This is a genomic window from Streptomyces sp. NRRL F-5122, from assembly GCF_001507435.1.
GTDB classification, from domain to species: Bacteria; Actinomycetota; Actinomycetes; order Streptomycetales; family Streptomycetaceae; genus Streptomyces; species Streptomyces lannensis.
This window is the reverse complement of the sequence record NZ_LMWH01000245.1, coordinates 33,019-50,696: the sequence shown is the minus strand read 5'-3', so window position 1 is coordinate 50,696 and position 17,678 is coordinate 33,019. Positions and strand designations below refer to the sequence as shown.

General features: G+C 71.5%; 16 protein-coding genes. 3 read left to right on the top strand and 13 right to left on the bottom strand.

Features of this window, described 5'->3' with window-relative positions; translation table 11 throughout:
- Positions 1–4 precede the first annotated feature (4 nt).
- The 8 genes from ADL25_RS29625 to ADL25_RS29590 form a co-directional block, all read right to left on the bottom strand.
- Positions 5–1,408, bottom strand: a complete 1,404-nt coding sequence (locus ADL25_RS29625) for a hypothetical protein (RefSeq protein ID WP_059130933.1) — start codon at positions 1,406–1,408, stop codon at positions 5–7.
- Positions 1,409–1,701: 293 nt separating this feature from the next.
- Positions 1,702–2,673: an N-acetylglucosamine kinase gene (locus ADL25_RS29620; protein WP_059130932.1), complete on the bottom strand. Its 972-nt coding sequence runs from the start codon at positions 2,671–2,673 to the stop codon at positions 1,702–1,704.
- Positions 2,664–3,929: a 6-phospho-beta-glucosidase gene (locus ADL25_RS29615; RefSeq protein WP_059130931.1), complete on the bottom strand. Its 1,266-nt coding sequence runs from the start codon at positions 3,927–3,929 to the stop codon at positions 2,664–2,666. Before ADL25_RS29615 ends, ADL25_RS29620 begins: the two co-directional genes overlap by 10 nt.
- A 7-nt stretch (positions 3,930–3,936) precedes the next feature.
- A complete protein-coding gene (locus ADL25_RS29610) occupies positions 3,937–4,830 on the bottom strand; it encodes a carbohydrate ABC transporter permease (RefSeq protein ID WP_059130930.1) in 894 nt (297 codons plus the stop codon).
- A gap of 2 nt (positions 4,831–4,832) precedes the next feature.
- Positions 4,833–5,774, bottom strand: coding sequence for a carbohydrate ABC transporter permease (locus tag ADL25_RS29605; protein ID WP_059130929.1), 942 nt, complete (start codon positions 5,772–5,774; stop codon positions 4,833–4,835).
- 2 nt (positions 5,775–5,776) lie between these two features.
- Positions 5,777–7,108: an ABC transporter substrate-binding protein gene (locus ADL25_RS29600; RefSeq protein ID WP_059130963.1), complete on the bottom strand. Its 1,332-nt coding sequence runs from the start codon at positions 7,106–7,108 to the stop codon at positions 5,777–5,779.
- An 81-nt stretch (positions 7,109–7,189) separates the two neighbouring features.
- Positions 7,190–8,401, bottom strand: a complete 1,212-nt coding sequence (locus ADL25_RS29595) for an ROK family transcriptional regulator (protein WP_059130928.1) — start codon at positions 8,399–8,401, stop codon at positions 7,190–7,192.
- Positions 8,402–8,788: 387 nt separating this feature from the next.
- Entirely contained in the window at positions 8,789–9,886 is a 1,098-nt protein-coding gene (locus ADL25_RS29590) for a mechanosensitive ion channel family protein (protein ID WP_059130927.1), read from the bottom strand.
- A 323-nt stretch (positions 9,887–10,209) separates the two neighbouring features.
- Between ADL25_RS29590 and ADL25_RS29585 the strand changes: the two genes are divergently transcribed.
- Positions 10,210–10,746, top strand: coding sequence for an HNH endonuclease (locus ADL25_RS29585; RefSeq protein ID WP_059130926.1), 537 nt, complete (start codon positions 10,210–10,212; stop codon positions 10,744–10,746).
- A 40-nt stretch (positions 10,747–10,786) separates the two neighbouring features.
- Here the strand turns inward: ADL25_RS29585 and ADL25_RS29580 are convergent, their stop codons facing one another.
- From ADL25_RS29580 to ADL25_RS29560, 5 genes are all read right to left on the bottom strand, one after another.
- Entirely contained in the window at positions 10,787–11,395 is a 609-nt protein-coding gene (locus tag ADL25_RS29580; RefSeq protein ID WP_059130925.1) for a hypothetical protein, read from the bottom strand.
- The gene (locus tag ADL25_RS29575) at positions 11,392–12,726 is read right to left on the bottom strand and encodes a hypothetical protein (protein WP_059130924.1); all 1,335 of its coding nucleotides are present in this window, start codon (positions 12,724–12,726) and stop codon (positions 11,392–11,394) included. Before ADL25_RS29575 ends, ADL25_RS29580 begins: the two co-directional genes overlap by 4 nt.
- Positions 12,723–13,499 carry an ATP-binding cassette domain-containing protein gene (locus tag ADL25_RS29570; RefSeq protein WP_234381081.1) on the bottom strand — a complete coding sequence of 259 codons (777 nt, stop codon included), beginning with the start codon at positions 13,497–13,499 and terminating at the stop codon, positions 12,723–12,725. Before ADL25_RS29570 ends, ADL25_RS29575 begins: the two co-directional genes overlap by 4 nt.
- 61 nt (positions 13,500–13,560) lie before the next feature.
- The gene (locus ADL25_RS29565) at positions 13,561–14,457 is read right to left on the bottom strand and encodes a zf-HC2 domain-containing protein (RefSeq protein ID WP_059130922.1); all 897 of its coding nucleotides are present in this window, start codon (positions 14,455–14,457) and stop codon (positions 13,561–13,563) included.
- Positions 14,454–15,050 carry an RNA polymerase sigma factor gene (locus tag ADL25_RS29560; RefSeq protein WP_059130921.1) on the bottom strand — a complete coding sequence of 199 codons (597 nt, stop codon included), beginning with the start codon at positions 15,048–15,050 and terminating at the stop codon, positions 14,454–14,456. Before ADL25_RS29560 ends, ADL25_RS29565 begins: the two co-directional genes overlap by 4 nt.
- Positions 15,051–15,328: 278 nt before the next feature.
- Here ADL25_RS29560 and ADL25_RS29555 point away from each other — a divergent pair, with 278 nt between their 5' ends.
- Positions 15,329–15,568 carry a hypothetical protein gene (locus ADL25_RS29555; RefSeq protein ID WP_107116734.1) on the top strand — a complete coding sequence of 80 codons (240 nt, stop codon included), beginning with the start codon at positions 15,329–15,331 and terminating at the stop codon, positions 15,566–15,568.
- On the top strand, positions 15,569–17,650 hold the full coding sequence (malQ, locus tag ADL25_RS29550) for a 4-alpha-glucanotransferase (protein WP_059130920.1): 2,082 nt from the start codon (positions 15,569–15,571) through the stop codon (positions 17,648–17,650).
- The last annotated feature ends 28 nt before the right edge of the window (positions 17,651–17,678 follow it).

The following is a 17,678-nucleotide window of genomic DNA, read 5'->3' as shown; positions in this document are numbered from 1 at the left end:
CCTCTCACCGGTACTCCGAAAGCCTGCGTCCGATGCCCAGCAGCGCGCCGGACGCGGCCAGCACCGCGAGGACCGCCGCGCCGACCGGCAGTCCGGCGATGGCGTTCCGGCCGTCGCCCGCCCGGTGCTGGAACTCGCTCTCCTCGTGGCCCAGCGCCTTCGCCAGGTTCTCGTCGACGCTGTCGAAGCACTCACCCGTCGGCTGGTCGGCCGCGGAGCCGATGATCTTGTTCAGGGCGGCCTGGTAGTTGCCGTCGTCGTCGGCGGTGCGGGCCTGCTTGTGCCGCTGCTGCCAGACCTTCATATTGCCGGTGGCAGCCGTCACAGGCGCCCTGCCCGTCTGGTCGTCGGCGAGTGTCACGGCCTTGGCCAGCCCCGCGGAGAGTGTCTTCATGTCCTGCTGGAACGCGTAGTCGTACGCGTCCTCGACCGTCCCGTCGGGCAGTTGCTTGGTCTCGGCGCCCCGGCTGACGAGGGTCAGGTTCTCGTTGCCGCGGGCGTTCAGGGAGGCGATGCGCGCGTCGTGCAGCACGTTCAGCGAGCGGACGCCGTGGTCGTAGGAGGCGTTGAGCCCGGCGCGGGCGACGCTGTGGCCGACGACCGTCCACAGCAGGACGATCGCCGAGGCGGCCGTTGCGGCGACCAGTCCGCGGTTCAGCAGGCGGTTCGTGCGCCGGTAGTTGCGCCGCTGCGTCCAGCCGAGGGCCGCGAGCGCCAGCACACCGAGGGCGATGGCGAACCATGGGTAGGGGGTCGCGTCGGCGTAGTCCGAGCGCAGCCGCTCGTTCTCCTTGGTGTACAGGTCCTGTGCGGCCGGCAGCATCTGCTTCTGCATCACCTCGTTCGCCGTCCGCAGATAGGCGCCGCCCACCGGGAAGCCCTGCCGGTTGTTGGCACGGGCCCGCTCGATCAGGCCCTTGTACTCCGGAAGCAGCTTGTTGAGCTTGGTGATGGTGGCTGCCGAGGGTGAGCCCGGCTCGGTGCTGGCGGCCGCCGTGACGAGCCCCGCGGCAGCCGTTCGGATGTCCCGGTCGTACCGCTCGGTGGTCGCCCTGGGCTCCTGGCCGCCGGCCAGGAAGCCGCTGGAGGCGGTGGTGTTGGCGTCCGCGAGCGAGCGGTAGATGTCCGCGGCTCCCGCGCTGAGCGGCTGGCTGCTGTGCAGCACGTCGTCGGCGGCGTTCGAGCGGTCGGTCATCTGCCAGGCGGTGACGGCCCCGAACGCGATGACGAGCAGGGCGAGGACGGCACCGATGACGCGCAGCCGGCCCGGCTCGGTGGTGGCGGCCGAGCGCAGTCGGTCGGCGCCCTCGGCGAAGGCGGTGCGACTCGGCGGGCCCGGCGGGTCCTGTGGCACGGCGGCACGGCGCCCCCCGGACCCCGCCGTGGCCCGCGCCGGTGCATCGGGCATCGTGGGCGTCGCGGGTGGCGCGCCGCTCTGCTGCGGGTGTGTCACTCGACCTCCCCCATGGTCATCCGTCGGTCGCCTCCGCCCGGAGCGTGGGAGCGGACACAGGTGTACGGCGGCAAGTATCGCCGCCGGGACGGGTATCCGCACAGGCCTTTATACGATCTTGTTTCCGGATCGCAGCGTTTGTGCGGATGCCCCTTCACGCCGTTGCCGCGCACCACCCCCGCTCATGAATACGCGACGTGCCTGTGTTCGGTTCCCAGGGGTGGCGCCGGGCCTCGAGCCGGGGGTCGCTAGCGCTCGAAGTGGGCCCGCACCCGCGCGTGCGCCCGCCCCGCCGCGCGTTCGTGGTCCAGGCCCAGAAGGGCGGCGCCCAGGACCGGTCGGGCCGAGACCACCTGGGGGACCGCCTTGGGCGCGCGGACGGTCAGCAGCTCCCGGACGCGGTCGTCGAGTTGGGGGTGGCGGGCGGCGAGGATGCTGCCGCCGAGCAGGACGGGTGTCTCCTCGTCGAGCAGGTCGAGGCGGGTCAGTGCGACCGTCGCCATGACCACCACCTCCTCGGCGAGCCGGTCGACGATCGCGCGCGCCACCGGATCCCCCTGCCCGGCGGTGGCGAACAGCACCGGCGTCAGCTCGTGCCGCCGGTTGTGCTCGATGTGCTCCAGATGGAGCGCCTCGATGAGCGCGTACATGGAGTCGAGCCCGAAGTGCGCGGGAAGGGTGCGCGCCAGTTCTGTGGGCCCGCCCCGGCCGTCCTCCGCGCGGGCCGCCCACCACAGGGCCTCGTCCGCCAGACCCCAACCACCGCCCCAGTCACCGGAGATACGGCCGAGTGCCGGGAAGCGGGCGGTGCGGCCGTCGGGACGCATACCGACGCAGTTGATGCCGGCCCCGCACACGACCGCCACCCCCCGGGGCGCGGAGACACCGGCCCGGAGGATGGCGAAGGTGTCGTTGCGCACCTCCACGGTCGTGCCCCACCCGCGTGCCCGCAGCGCGGCAGCCAACTGCTTCTCCTCCACCGGAAGATCGGCGTTGGCGAGACAGGCCGAGACATGGTCGGCCGCGGTGACCCCGGCCCGGGCGAAGGCCTCCCCGATGACCTCGCCCAGGGCGTCCACGGCCGCCTCGACACCCACGACCGGTGGCCTGAAGCCCCCGCCCCGCGCGGTGCCGAGGACCTCGCCGTCGCCTGCCACGACGGCGACGTCGGTCTTGCTGTTGCCCGCGTCGATGGCGAGGACACTTGCGGTCAGGCCCACGCGAGGTGCTCCCGGTTGTGCGCGATCAGCAGATCGGTGAGGGCGTCGGCGTACGCGTACTGACCGACTAGGGGGTGGGCGAGCAGCGCCCGGAAGACGCGGTCACGGCCGCCGTGCAGGGCCGCCTCCAGGGCCAGCTCCTCGTAGGCCGTCACGTTCGCCATCAGGCCCGCGTACAGCGGGTCCACCTCCGCCACGGGCAGGGGGGCCGGGCCCTGGGGCCCCACCGCCGCCTGCACCTCGATCACCGCGTCGTCCGGCAGGAAGGGCAGCGTGCCCTTGTTGTACGCGTTCACCACCTGGTAGGGCGAACCCCCTCCGCCCAGCAGGGACGCGGCGAGGTCGACCGCGGCCTCCGAGTAGTAGGCACCGCCGCGCTTGGCCAGCAGCGCGGGCTTCTCGTCGAGCGCCGGGTCGCCGTACATCTCCAGCAACTGCCGCTCCATGGCGGCGACCTCGGCGGCGCGCGACGGCTTCGTCCTCAGTTCCCGTACGACCTCGTCGTGCGCGTAGTAGTAGCGCAGGTAGTAGGAGGGGACCGCGCCGAGCCGGTCGAGGAGGGCGCGCGGCAGCCCCATGCCCCCGATGATCGAGTCGCCGTGCTCGGCGATCAGCTTGGGCAACACGTTCTCGCCCTCGGGGCCGCCCAGGCGCACACCGGTCTCCCAGGTGAGGTGGTTGAGGCCCACATGGTCGAGGTGGACGTCGGCGGGGGTGACCCCGAGGAGGCGGGCGAAGGACCGTTGGAAGCCGATCGCCACGTTGCACAGACCGACCGAGCGGTGGCCTGCCTGGAGCAAGGCGCGGGTGACGATGCCGACCGGATTGGTGAAGTCGATGATCCAGGCCTTCGGGTTGGCGTTGCGGACCCGTTCGGCGATGTCGAGGACCACGGGCACCGTGCGCAGGGACTTGGCGAGACCGCCCGCGCCGGTCGTCTCCTGGCCGATGCAGCCGCACTCCAGCGGCCAGGTCTCGTCCTGCTCCCGCGCGGCCTGGCCGCCGACCCTCAGCTGGAGCAGCACGGCGTCGGCGCCCTCGACCCCCTGGTCCAGGTCGCTCGTCGTCACGACGCGCCCGGGATGACCCTGCTTGGCGAAGATGCGCCGGGCCAGTCCGCCGACCAGCTCGAGGCGTTCGGCGGCCGGGTCGACGAGGACGAGCTCCTCGACGGGCAGGGTGTCCCTCAGCCGTGCGAACCCGTCGACGAGTTCGGGTGTGTAGGTCGAGCCTCCGCCGACCACGGTGAGTTTCATTGCGTTGCTAGCCCTTCACTCCGGTGAGCGTGACACCTTCGACGAACGCCTTCTGGGCGAAGAAGAACACGAGGATCACGGGGGCCATGACCAGCACGGTCGCGGCCATGGTGAGGTTCCAGTCGGTGTGGTGTGCGCCCTTGAACGACTCCAGGCCGTAACTGAGCGTCCACGCACCCGGGTTCTCCGAGGCGTAGATCTGCGGGCCGAAGTAGTCGTTCCAGGCGTAGAAGAACTGGAAGAGCGCTACGGCGGCGATGCCCGGCCTGGCCATCGGCAGGACGACCTTGAGCAGCGTGCGCAGGTCACCGCAGCCGTCGACCCTCGCGGCGTCCAGGTACTCGTTGGGGATGGTCATCAGGAACTGGCGGAGCAGGAAGATGGAGAACGCGTCGCCGAACGCCATGGGGATGATCAGCGGCCACAGGGTGCCGGACAGGCCCAGCTGCTTCGCCCAGAACAGGTACATCGGGATGATGATCACCTGAGGCGGCAGCATCATCATCGAGATCACCAGCATGAGGGAAAGATTGCGCCCCGGGAAGCGGAACTTGGCGAGTGCGTAGGCCACCGGGATCGAGGACACGACGGTCAGGACGGTGCCGAGGCCCGCGTAGATCAGCGTGTTCTTCCACCAGGTGAGGAAGCCGGGTGTGTCGAAGACCTTCTTGTAGTTGCCCCATTCCCAGGTGTGCGGGATCAGATCGCGGCTGAGCGCCTGGGTGTCGCTCATCAGCGAGGTCAGGAACACGAACACGAAAGGCAGGGTGAAGAAGAGCGCGGCGGCCACGCCGAGGGAATGGACGCCTATCCACTCGAGGAGGGCCTTGCGGCGTGCGGTGCGTTCGGCCGGCGAGACGGGCGTCCTCGACTCCACCGGCTTGTCGAGTACTTGGGTCATGGTCAGTCACCTGCCAGATTGAGGCCGCCCCGGCGCCGCATCAGGAACGCGGTGAACACCATCGACAGGGCGAAGAGCACGAGTGCGACCACACAGGCCGAGCCGTAGTCGAAGCGCTGGAAGCCGAGGTTGTAGACGAGCTGGGGCAGGGTGAGCGTGGACTTCTCCGGATAGCCCGGCTCGAACTGCGTCCCGGCGCCCTGGATGACGCCCGAGGCGACCTTTCCGGCGATGAGTGGCTGCGTGTAGTACTGCATGGTCTGGATCACGCCGGTGACCACGGCGAACATCACGATCGGCGAGATGTTCGGCAGGGTGACGTACCGGAAGCGCTGCCAGGCCGACGCCCCGTCCAGCTCGGCCGCCTCGTACTGCTCCCTGGGCACGTCGAGCAGCGCCGCCATGAAGATGACCATCAGGTCGCCGACGCCCCACAGGGCCAGCAGGGTGAGCGCGGGCTTGGACCAGGTGGGGTCGTTGAACCAGCCCGGCGCCGGTATCCCGATCTTGTCGAGGATCGCGTTGACCGGGCCCGTACCGGGGTTGAGGAGGAAGGCGAAGGCCATCGTCGCGGCGACGGGCGGGGCGAGGTAGGGCAGGTAGAAGAGGGTGCGGAAGACGCCCGTGCCCGTCCTGATCTTGGTGATGAGCATGCCGACGCCGAGTCCGAAGACGACCCGGAGGCTGACCATGACGAGCACCAGCCACAGGGTGTTGCGCAGGGCGGGCCAGAAGTACGGATAGTCGTTGAAGACGTACGTCCAGTTCTTCGTCCCGCTCCACGACGGAGGCCTGAAGCCGTCGTAGTGCATGAACGAGAAGTAGACCGTCGAGATCAGCGGGTACGCGAAGAAGACCGCGAAACCGATCAGCCAGGGCGACATGAAGGCGAGCGTGCGAAGCGCCGCCCGGCGGCGCTTCGACGCGAGGGTGATCGTGCTCATCGCTACTTCGCCTGCGCGATGTCCGTGTCGATCTGCTTGGCCGCGCCGGCGAGGCCCGCGTCGAGGTCCGTGACCTTGCCGCTCTCGTAGTCGTAGCCGAACTGCTGGATGGTCACGAGGTACTGGCCGCCGTTGATGGAGGCGGGCGTCGTGGTCGAGTTCGGGTTCGCCGCGATGTCCAGGAACGTCTTGAAGCGCGGGTCGTACTTCAGCTTCGGGGACTTCAGCGCCTCCAGCGTGGAGGGCACGTTGTGGATGGCGTTGGAGAAGCCGACGACCGCGTCCGTGTCCGTGGTCATGTACTTCACCAGTTCCCAGGCCGCGTTCTGCTTCTTGCTGGTGGCTGCGATGCCGGCGATGGTGCCGGTGATGTAGCCCTTGCCGTACTGGTCGGCCTGGTCGTCGGGCACGGGCAGCGGGGCCACGCCGATGTCGAACTTCGGCTTCGCGTCCAGGGCCATGCCCAGGCGCCACTCGCCGTCCAGCTGCATGGCGACCTGGCCGGTGTGGAAGGGGTGCTTGGGACCCCACTCGTCGCCGAGCTTGGAGCGGTACTTCTCCAGCTTCTGGAATCCGCCCAGTTCGTCGACCAGCTTCTTCTGGAGCGTGAATCCGGCCTTGAACGCCGGGTCCTTGGCGAGGCCGGACTTGCCGCTCGTGTCGAAGTACGTCGGGGAGAACTGCGCGAAGTAGTGCTCGGTGGTGGTCTCCCAGCCGTGGTAGTCCGGCATGAATCCGAGCTGCTTGTAGCCGTCCCCGGCGGGGATCGTCAGCTTCTTGGCGTCGGCCTCGAACTCGCTCCAGGTCTTGGGCGGGTTCGTGATGCCCGCCTTCTCGAAGGCCGTCTTGTTGTAGTAGAGCCCGTAGGCGTCACCGAGCAGCGGCACCGTGCAGCGGTTGCCGTCGTACTGGGTGTACTCGTTCATCGCCTTCGGGAAGGTGGCGTCCGGGTCGACGCCGGACTCCTTGAAGAACGGGTTGAGGTCGATCAGGGCGTCGGAGGAGCAGAACTTGCCGACGTTATTGGTGGTGAAGGAGGAGATGACGTCGGGGGCCTTGTCGCCGCCGGTGCGCAGGGCCTGGTTCATCTTGTCGTCGGTCATGTTGGCGACGACATTGACGTGGATGTTCGGGTGCGCCTTCTCGAAGCCCGCGATCAGGTCCTTCACGGCCTTCGTCTCGGAGGGCGCGCTCCAGGCGTGCCAGAAGTTGATGGTGGTGTCCTTGGAGGCGTCGTCGTTCGCGCCGGAGGAGGACTGACCGGTACAGGCGGTGGTGAGGAGTGCGAGGGACGCGGTGAGGGCGAAAGCCGTCTTTCGGATCACTTTGGGCATGACTTCGGGCATGACGGGGTCTCCCTGGGACGGGCTGGGTGTGATTCGACCGGAGCGGGTGCCGGGGCCGGCGCCCATGGCTCAGCGCGAGGTGTCGAAGACCTCGTCGCGGGTGGTTGCGAGGGCGCTCTCCAACGCGCCTCGCAGTACGGGGTGTTCGCGTACATCGCCGACGACGAGGCGCGGCCGGGACGCGGCCAGCTCCTCCAGTTCGGCCTGGAGCAGGGTGCGCAGCGGCTCGCCTCCGGCGGTGAGCGAGGCGCCGCTGAGGACGACGAGTTCGGGGTCGAGCACGGAGACGAGCGCGGCGAGGCCGGTGGCCAGCCGGGTCGCGTACGTCTCCAGGAGCCGTCGGTGGGGGCCGGTGGTGCTGTCGGCGCCCAGGGCGACGAGGGTGGCGGCGACCTCGGTGTACGGACCGGAGGGCACGTCCGTGACACCGAGTTCGCGGGCGAGCCGGGGGATGGCCTGGGAGCCCGCCAGTTCCTGGTAGCCGCCGCTGTTGGCCTTCGTCACCTGGCGGACCAGGGGAGCCCCGGGGACCGGCAGGAATCCGACCTCGCCGGCGCCGCCGGTCCAGCCGCGGTGCAGCCGGCCACCGAGGACGAGTGCGGCACCGAGACCGCCTTCGTTCCACAGCAGGACGAAGTCCGCGTGGCCCTTGGCCGCGCCGAGCCGCTGTTCGGCCAGGGCGACGAGGTTGACGTCGTTCTCGTACTCGACGGGCATCGGGAGGCCGGCCGCGAGTTCGTCGAGCAGCGCGGGGGTGTGCCAGCCGGGCAGGTGGGAGGCGTAGCGCAGCCGGCCGGTGTTGGGGTCGAAGGCGCCCGGGGTGCCGATGACCACCCGGTGCACGTCGGAGACGGCGAGCCCGGCGGCCTTCACGGCGCCCTCGAGCGCGTCGGTGACCTGGCGTACGACGGGTTGGGAGGGGCGGCGGCCCGGGGTGGACAGTCTGTGCTCGCCCACCGTTCTGCCGGTGATGTCGGCGACGGCGGCGAGGATGCGTTCGGGGGTGACGTCGAGGGCGGCGACATGCGCGGCGGCCGGGTTGACGACGTACAGCTGTGCGCTCGGGCCCGGCCGGCCCTCGCTCGTGCCGGTCATCAGGACGAGACCGGCCGCCTCGAGGCGTGCGAGGAGCTGGGAGGCGGTGGGCTTGGACAGTCCGGTGAGCTTGCCGATGCGGGTGCGGCTGAGCGGACCGTGCTCCAGGAGGAGGTCCAGGGCGGCGCGGTCGTTCATGGCGCGCAACACACGCGGGGTGCCCGGTGTGCCGGCGGATCCTGCCATGTGTGTCGCCACCTGCCTTTCAACGGCCCAGCTTCTCAGCGGGGCCGCCGGGAAGTCCACCGGGTGATCGTTCGGGGGATTTCCCGTGTTCGGGGCGGCCCCTGGAGATCACTGTTAGGAAAGTTTCCTATTGGTGACAGGAAGGTAGGCCCGCCGCTACGAAGGCGTCAATACCGGCCACTGGCGGCAACCAACTCGTTACCTGACGGCCTTGAAGGCGGGCGCCTGGCCCGGCCGGTCGGACGGCTGGAGCCGGTGCCCAGGGGCCGATGGCGCGCACGGTTCGTCCGGCGGACCGCCATGGCCCGACCCGGGGGCGACGGCCTTCGGGCACGAAAAAGGCGGCGCCCGGTGGACACCGGGCGCCGCCTCCTTGTCGTCGGACCGCTACCGCGCCGCCGGCCGCGGTGACGCGATCGGCGCCGCCGCCTCCGCCTGGGGCGAGGCAGTGTTGGAGTAGACCGAGGGGGCCGCCACCGTGGCCGCCGGGTCGGGAGCGGCCTCCAGCGCCTCGACCGTCGGCAGGCCGCCCACTATGCGGATGCCCGCCTCGTCGAAGGCCCGCTTGATGCGCCAGCGCAACTCGCGCTCCACCGACAGGGCCTTGCCCGGCATCGTCTTCGCCGTGAGGCGGACCACCATCGATTCCAGCAGCACGCTGTCCAGGCCGAGTACCTCGATCGGCCCCCACAGGCGCTCGTTCCAGGGCTCGTCCTTGCTCATCTGCTCGGCCACCGCCTCGAGGATCGCCTTCACCCGGTCCAGGTCCTCACTGGGGCGGACGGTCACATCCACTCCGGCGGTCGCCCAGCCCTGCGAGAGGTTGCCGATGCGCTTGACCTCGCCGTTGCGGACGTACCAGATCTCGCCGTTGTCGCCGCGCAGCTTGGTCACCCGCAGGCCCACCTCTATCACCTCGCCGGAGGCCACGCCCGCGTCGATGCTGTCGCCGACGCCGTACTGGTCCTCCAGGATCATGAACACGCCGGACAGGAAGTCCGTCACCAGGTTGCGCGCGCCGAAACCGATGGCCACACCCGCGACACCGGCGGACGCGAGCAGCGGCGCCAGATTGATCTGGAAGGTCGACAGGACCATCAGTGCCGCGGTGCCCAGGATGAGGAACGACGCCACCGAGCGGAGCACCGAGCCGATCGCCTGCGAGCGCTGCCTGCGGCGCTCCGCGTTCACCAGCAGGCCGCCGAGCGCCGTGCCGTCCACCGCCTGGACGGTGCGGGTCATACGGTCGATCAGCTTGGTGATCGCCCGCCGCACCATCACTCTCAGTACCGCCGCGACCACCAGGATCAGCAGGACCCTGAGACCGATCGCGAGCCACGTGGACCAGTTCTGCTGGACCCAGCTCGCGGCGTTCGTCGCACTCTCCTGGGCGTCCTGGAGGGTGGGGACCGCCGGAGGCGTCGACTGCGACGGCGACGGCGAAGGACTGGCAGCGCCGGCGAACGACAGCGCGGTCAGGGACACGGCAGGTACCTCCTGGTGCAGCGTCTGCCTCCGGCACGAGCGGGCACGGTCGTCAGGGTCGGCGAGGTCACGGAGAGGTCACCGGATGGGCAGCCCCACCACACTAACGGGGCATCGTGTGAGGATCATGCCGAAGTGGCGAGGAGAGACGGTGCTCACCCGGAGAAGTCACGGGGCGCATCTCGGGGAATGCTTGAGGTGTGGTCGAAAACACTCCCAGCCCGTTACCGGGACATGGTGGCGCTTCCACCAGGCATGAGGGGAAACTGGCTGCAGATCGTCCCGGCGCGAGCCACGCGCCGCCGGCGTACAAGGAGGCATCCGTGCCGCACGTCCTGGTCCTCAACGCGTCGTACGAGCCACTCGGCGTCGTACCGCTCCGCCGCGCGCTCGTCCTCGTCCTCGAGAACAAGGCCATCTGCCTCGAGGAGTCCGGCGCCTTTATGCACAGCGCAACCGTTACTGTCCCCGCACCCAGCGTGGTCCGGCTGAAGCGATTCGTGCGGGTTCCCTATCGGGGGCCCGTTCCTCTTACCCGGCGCGCGCTGTTCGCGCGCGACGGCGGCCGGTGCATGTACTGCGGTGGCGTCGCAACCAGCGTCGACCACGTCATTCCGCGCAGCCGCGGTGGTCAGCACGTCTGGGACAACGTGGTGGCGTCCTGTCGCCGCTGCAATCACGTCAAAGCCGACCGGCACCTGTTCGAGCTGGGCTGGCGCCTGCGCCACAAACCCGCTCCACCCACAGGGCTGGCCTGGCGCATCATCGGCACCGGGCATAGGGACCCGCGCTGGCTGCCATACCTGCAGCCGTTCGGCGCGGACGACGCCTTGGCCCGGATCGACGGCATTTCCGCCTGACGATCCGGGCTTTTGCATACCCGGAGAGGAGGCCCGCGTCTCAGACGCGGGCCCCCTCGGGGCGCGCTCCGCGTGCCACGTACAGGGCTCCGCCCGCGGCGAAGGCGGCGAGGGCGGCCGCCCAGGCGCCCGTCTGTGGGCCCGGCTGCATCGGCCAGGCCCACACCGTGACCGCAGGTCCGCGCGCGCCGCCGGAGGCCAGGTACACCGCACTCACATAGCCGAAAGCCGGCAGCCAGCTCAGCCGTGCGCCGAACAGCACGGCCGCGGCCGCCGTGACGCCCGTGCTGCCCAGCGTGTTGCGGATCATGGCAGGCGGCCCGAAGACGAGCGTGTCACCGAGCACGGCCGTCGGCAGCAGCGCGGCCGCCACAGCGCTCAGGCCCAGCAACTGCACCAGTCGCCGCGGCCACCACGGGCGGACGGCGGTGCGGTCCAGTTCGTCGGACGCCGTGTACAGGCTCGTACCGATCACGGCGGCGGCCATGAGCGGGGCCAGTGCCACGACCGGCACCCGCCGGGACGGGTCCAGGTAGGCGTCCATGAGGTGTGCGGCCCACAGGGCGAATCCGGTGGTCCCGACGAGCGCCGCGAGGGTGGGCCACAGCGCGCGGGAGCGGGCGTACAGCCGGGGACCGATGGCCGTCACAGGGCCGGCACCCCCCGCGCACCGCAGCTGCCTGCCGTCGCGAAGTACGCCGACAGCCAGATGCGGCGCTCCTCCTCGCCCATGGACGCCAGCCGGGCCCTGGCCCGTTGCCTGGCCGTCAGCTCGGCGCGCTCGGCGGCACTGCCCTCGGCTGCCAGTTTGTCGAAGTATTCCTGGTGAGGGCCGGGGGCCAGATAGTGCTCGACCGCGTCGTCCGCCCTGCGCACGCGCGGGTCCACTGTGCTCTCGCAGTCGCCGCGGCCCTCCAGCTCCACCACCGCCTCCCACGCGTACTGCTTCGGATCGGTCAACCGCCCCCGGACGACGGACCAGCCGAACGGCGCCAGCATCGGCAACTGCGCTTCGCCGTGTCGCGGCGCGCCCGGACGGTCCTCGAACCGGACCGGAAGGTTCTGCACGCCCTCCAGTCGACCGACGACTTCTGACAGGGCCCCACGTATTTGGGGCAACAGGCCCTCGTAGCGGGCGTTCACACAGATCTGGGGTGTGGTCGACGTGTCGCAGACCTGACGGCTCGCGAGCGGGTCGTCGTGCCACAGACCGTCCCCGGTCCGTACCAGAAGGGCGCCGGCGGCGATCGCCGCGGCGAGTGGTACCAGCGCCGTGTACCGGCGCCGGGCGGCGTACGCCAGTACCGCTGCCGACGCCAGACCGCCGGTCCACACCGCCATCACCACCGGCTGCCACCAGACCGGGTCCGAACCGACCGGCGCCGGAAAGGCCGCGTCCAGATGGCGGCCGGCCCCAGGGGAGGCCATCGCCGGAACGGCCAGAACGAGGTACCCCGCCATCGCGAGCACAGGGGCCGCCGGCCGCCAGGCCACGAGCCGCCCCACGACATGACCCGCCACCGCACAGGCCGCCAGCAGCACCGCGTCCCCCGGCAGCAGGCCGAGGTGCGGACGATCGCCCTGGGCGTAGGGCCAGGTGGCGAGCAGGGCCAGGGCCGCTGCAGCCGCGAACCCGGCGGCAGCCCACAGCGCGACCGGCATGGCCGACGCGAGGAACCGTGCGAGTCGCCCGCGTACGGCGGTCTCCCACAGCTCGTCGGTACGGCGCCGGCGTTCCCGCCCGCCCTGCAGGCAGCCCGCGGCTGCCGTGAGGGGGGCGATCACGAGCATCGAGTCGTGCAGCTGGGAGCGGGTCTCGGCCCAGCCGCCCTGCCACCGCGCGGAAGTGCCGGTCAGCAGCACGCCGAGCGTCAGCAGCACGACGGCTCCGGTCCAGGGGGCGAAGCCGCGGACGACTTCGGCGCGCAGGGGGTGAAGCGGGCGCGCGGGCGGCTTCCTGCCATCGGCCGTGAGAGTCATGGCGAGACCTCCCGGGCGGCCGACGGTGCGCGGTGCGCCCGCAACGCCGCCATGAACCCACGTTCGATCGCGCTGTCACCACTGCCGTCTTCCGATCCGCCGAGCGCGGCCAGCGACCCGGGGGTGCCGCGGTAGGCGATCTGCCCCGCGTCCACAAGGGTGACCTCCGTGCAGGCGGCGGCCACGTCCTCCACCAGATGGGTGGAGACGATCACCGTGGCGTCGGCGCCCAGCCGGCGCAGCAATGCACGGAACTCCACCCGCTGCTCGGGGTCGAGTCCGGCCGTCGGCTCGTCGAACAGCAGGATGTGCGGTTCGTTGACGACGGCCTGGGCGATACCGACGCGGCGGATCATGCCGCCGGACAGTGTCCTGATCTTCGCGTCGATGCGGTCGGTCAGCCCGACCCGGGCCACGGCCCGTTCCACGGCTGCCGGGGTGGCGGTGGCCGGCATCTCCTTCAGCCAGGCCACGTACGAGACGAACTCGCGCACCGTGAACCCCGGGTAGTAGCCGAACTCCTGGGGCAGATAGCCCAGACGACCGCGCACCCTGCCACGACGGCGGTGGTCGCCGACATCCTCTCCGAGGATCTCCACCCGGCCGTCGCTCGGTGCGGCCACCGTGGCGAGGACGCGGATCAGGGATGTCTTGCCCGCGGCATTGGGGCCCAGCAGTCCGTGCACGCCCGGGCCGAACGCGAGGTCGACCCCGTCGAGGGCGGTGGTCCTGCGGTGCCGCACACGCAGACCGGTCACTCGTATCGTGCTCAACGCTTCTCCAGAGGGGGGCGGCGACGCGCGCCGGTGGGCTCGTACAGGGGCTCTCGGGTCGTCAACGCTGCTCCCCGTGGTCGAAGGTGGCCCGGCGGGCGACCAGCAGGGCGACGCAGAGCGTGGCCGCGGCCGCCCAGGCGCCCTGCGCCGGGGCCCCGTCGAGGCAGCGGGAGAGTTGCTCGGCGAGGCGGGCCGTCGGGTGGCCGCCGTGGGCGGCGAGTGCCCGGGCAGGCACGGCGCAGAGCCAGCCGCCCGCGATCACGGCCGTCGCGGTGCGGCAACCGACGTAGGAGCCGAGGGCCAGCGAGGCCGATGTCAGTGCGAGCCCGGGCAGCAGCCAGGCGGCCGCGCCCGGCGCGCCGGATGCGGGCAGCAGCAGCCCGGCAAGGGTCAGCAGCGGCAAGCTCACGGCCAGCACGGCGGCCGTGCGCGTCAGCACCAGTCGCAGGCCTCCGGAGGGGGTGGCCGTCACGATCTCGTGCAGCGGGTCGGCGTGCGCCCCGTAGGAGAGGGCGACCCCTGCGACGGGCACGACCGGCGCGACGGCGAGCAGCAGCGGCCGAGTCCCGTCGAAACCGCCCGCATGTGCCAGCGCGACAGCTCCGAGGGCCACGAGCAGCACGGCCGCCGGCCAGGCTCCGCGGACGGCGGGGCCGGCGGCCCACAGGACGCGGGCCAGACGGGGGCGGGAGGAGGGGAGGAAGACGCGCGGCGACCACAGCCGGGCGTTCGACACGCGCCTTGCGGGGGCCGGGACGGGAGCCGCTGCCAGTACCGCCGTCCGCACGTCCACCAGGACAGCGCCCGCCGCCGTTTCCCGTACCGCCCGCGACACGCGTGTCGCGCAACTGCCGCACTCCTCCAGATGCTTCTCCAGCGACCACGCGTCCGGCTCCGGCAGCGCGTCGTCTGCATAGCGGGTGACCAGGTCGTCGGGCGCGTGCCAGCCGGTCATGCCGGGCCTCCCAGCGGTGTCGGGCTCAAATGGGCAAGGGCCGAGCGGAGTTCGGCGCGGGCGCGCATGGCGCGGCTCTTGACCGTGCCTTCGGGTATCCCGAGCAGACGGGCGGTCTCACGGGTGGTCAGCCCGTCGACGACCGTCGCGCGCAACACGTCCCGCAACTCGGGGGAGATCCGGTCGAGAGCGGTGCCCACGTCGCCGAACTCCAGCCTCGCGAGCACCCGTTCCTCCGTGGACGGCGCCGCCACCGACGATTCGTGCTCGACCCGTATCGCGTCCATCGGTGACGTCTCGATCCGTGCGGTGCGCTCCTGTGCGCGGCGCGCGTCGACCAGACGCCGTGCGGCGATCGTCCACAGCCAGCCGCCGACCTCCTCGCCGCGGTGTGCCGCCGCCGACCGCCACACCGTCACAAAGGTGTCCTGCAGGACCTCCCGCACCGCTTCGGCGTCGCCGCAGCGCCGCGCGAGCCGCATGTGCAGCCATCCCGCGTGCCGGTCGTACAGGGCGGCCATCGCCGTCGAATCGCCGTCCGCGACCGCGCGCAGCAGGGCCGCGTCCGTGTCCTTCTCCCGGTGGCCCCCCATGGGGCGGAACAGTCTCACACCCCGTCTATCGCTCCGGTGGGGACCGCCGGTTCGCAGGCGGCCTCCTCCGGTGGCGCCCGGCGACGTCGAAGACGCCGCCCTCCTGACTAGAGTGTCGACGGGAGTGGTCGATGTGTCGCGTTTTGCCCCTTGGGTGGAGGTGCACGGGAACGAAATGTGACCAGACACACGTTGTTCGTCCTCGTACGTCTGCGAACGCGCCCACTGGGTAGGGCTGCTCTCACCCGCATCTGTCGTACGACGACGAGGAGGCCCCCGTGGCCGCACCGGTACACCCCTTGCTCCCGGCGCAGTACAAACCCGACGCGGTGCCGTCCGCCGACGCCGACGCCCTGCTGTGCGTGCTCAGCGCCGAGGGCGCCTGCGCGGAGGCGCCGCTGACCAGCGAGCCGCCGCTGCCCGACGCCGAGCCCCTCACCAGTGAACCGCCCCACACCGATCTCACGCCGCTGACCAGCGAGCCCTCGGCCGCCGGTGCGGACCCCACGGGGTACTAGATGACGTCGGCCGACCCCGCGCGCGACGGGACGCCGCTGGCCCGGCTCGCCGCGCTGCACGGCGTCGCCACCTCCTACCGCCCGTCAGCGGACCGTACGGTCGCGGCGTCGGACACCGCCGTCACCGCCGTTCTGGCCGCGCTCGGCGTGGACGCGGGCACCCCGGACGCCGTGCGGCAGGCCCTGGCCGCCCGCGAGACCGAGCTGCGTGAACGCCTGCTGCCGCCGACCGTGGTGTGCTGGGGCGGACGCGCGCCCGCGGCGCTCGCCGCACTCCCGGACGGCAGCCGCGTCACGGTCGAGACCGAACAGGGCGAGACGCGCGCGTCGGCCGAGCAACTCCCGCCCGGGGTCCACGCCCTGCACGTCACCGCGCCCGACGGACGCACCGCCCGGGCCCATCTGATCGCCGCGCCCGCCCGGCTGCCCGTACCTCCGGCCCGCTCCTACGGACTGCTCGTCCAGCTCTACTCCCTGCTGTCCCAGAGGTCCTGGGGCATGGGAGACCTCGGTGACCTCGCCGAGGTGACGGCCTGGGCCGGACGGGCCCTCGGCGCCGGCTTCGTCCAGGTGAACCCGTTGCACGCGGCCGTGCCCGGCGTACCCACCGATCCCTCTCCGTACCGCCCCTCCTCCCGCCGTTTCCCCGACCCCGTGCATCTGCGTGTCGAGGACGTTCCCGAGTTCCCGTACGTCGAGGACCGGACCCGCCTGCGTACGCTGCTGGAGCGCGCCGCGCGACTGCGTGAATCCGTCGTCGAGAAGGGCGAGTTGATCGACCGGGACGCGGTGTGGGAGCTCAAGCGCGAGGCGCTCGAACTTGTGCACGCGGTGCCGCTCGGCCCCGGACGGCGCGCCGCCTACGCGGACTTCCTCGCCCAGGAGGGCGAGGTCCTGGAGGACTACGCGACGTGGTGCGCGCTCGCGGAGGCGTACGGCGCCGACTGGCACTCCTGGCCCCCCGGGCTGCGCGATCCGCGTTCGCCCGAGACCGCCCGGGCCCGCGCCGAGTTGATGGAGCGCGTCGACTTCCACAGCCATCTCGCCTGGCTGACCGACGCCCAACTCGGCACCGCCCAGCGCACCGCGAGGGACGCCGGGATGGCGGTCGGCCTGATCCACGATCTCGCGGTCGGCGTGCACCCCGGCGGCGCCGACGCCTGGGCGCAGCAGGAGCACCTCGCGGCCGGAATGTCGGTGGGCGCTCCGCCGGACGCCTTCAACGCGCGCGGCCAGGACTGGGGCCTGCCGCCCTGGCGCCCCGACCGCCTGGCGGCGTCCGGCTACGCCCCTTTCCGCCGGCTGCTGCGCGCCCTGCTGCGGCACGCCGGCGCCCTGCGCATCGACCATGTGATGGGCCTGTTCCGGCTGTGGTGGGTACCGCAGGGGCAGCCGCCCACGGAGGGGACCTACGTCCGGTACGACGCCGAGGCCATGCTCGCCGTCCTGGTGCTGGAGGCCTCGCGGGCCGGGTCGCTCGTCATCGGTGAGGACCTCGGGACCGTGGAGCCCGGGGTGCGTGGGACGCTGCACGAGCGCGGTGTGCTCGGCACATCCGTGCTGTGGTTCGAGCGCGACTGGGAGGGCACCGGGAAGCCGCTGCCGCCCGAGCGCTGGCGCGCGGACTGCCTGGCCACCGCCACCACCCACGATCTGCCCTCGACGGCCGCCCGGCTCACCGGCGAACACGTCGAACTGCGCGACCGGCTCGGTCTGCTGACCCGCCCGCTCGACCAGGAGCGGGCCGCCGCGGCCACCGACACCGGTGAGTGGCTCGCCCTGCTGTCCCGGCTGGGACTGCTGAAGGGAGGGAGCGGCGGGGTCTCGGTGGTGTCGGAGGAGATGGAGATCCAGGCGGTCCATCGCTTTCTGCTGCGCACCCCGGCCCGGTTGATCGGCGTCTGGCTTCCGGACGCGGTGGGCGACCGCCGCCCGCAGAACCTGCCGGGCACATGGGACGAGTACCCGAACTGGCGACTGCCGATAGCGGATGCGGAGGGACAACCCGTGACCCTGGAGGATCTGGCGGCCTCACCGCGGCTGCACGCGCTGATGGGAGTGTTGCGGGGCAGGGCCGGGTGACGGCCGGCGTGAGCCGTAGCGCACCCCC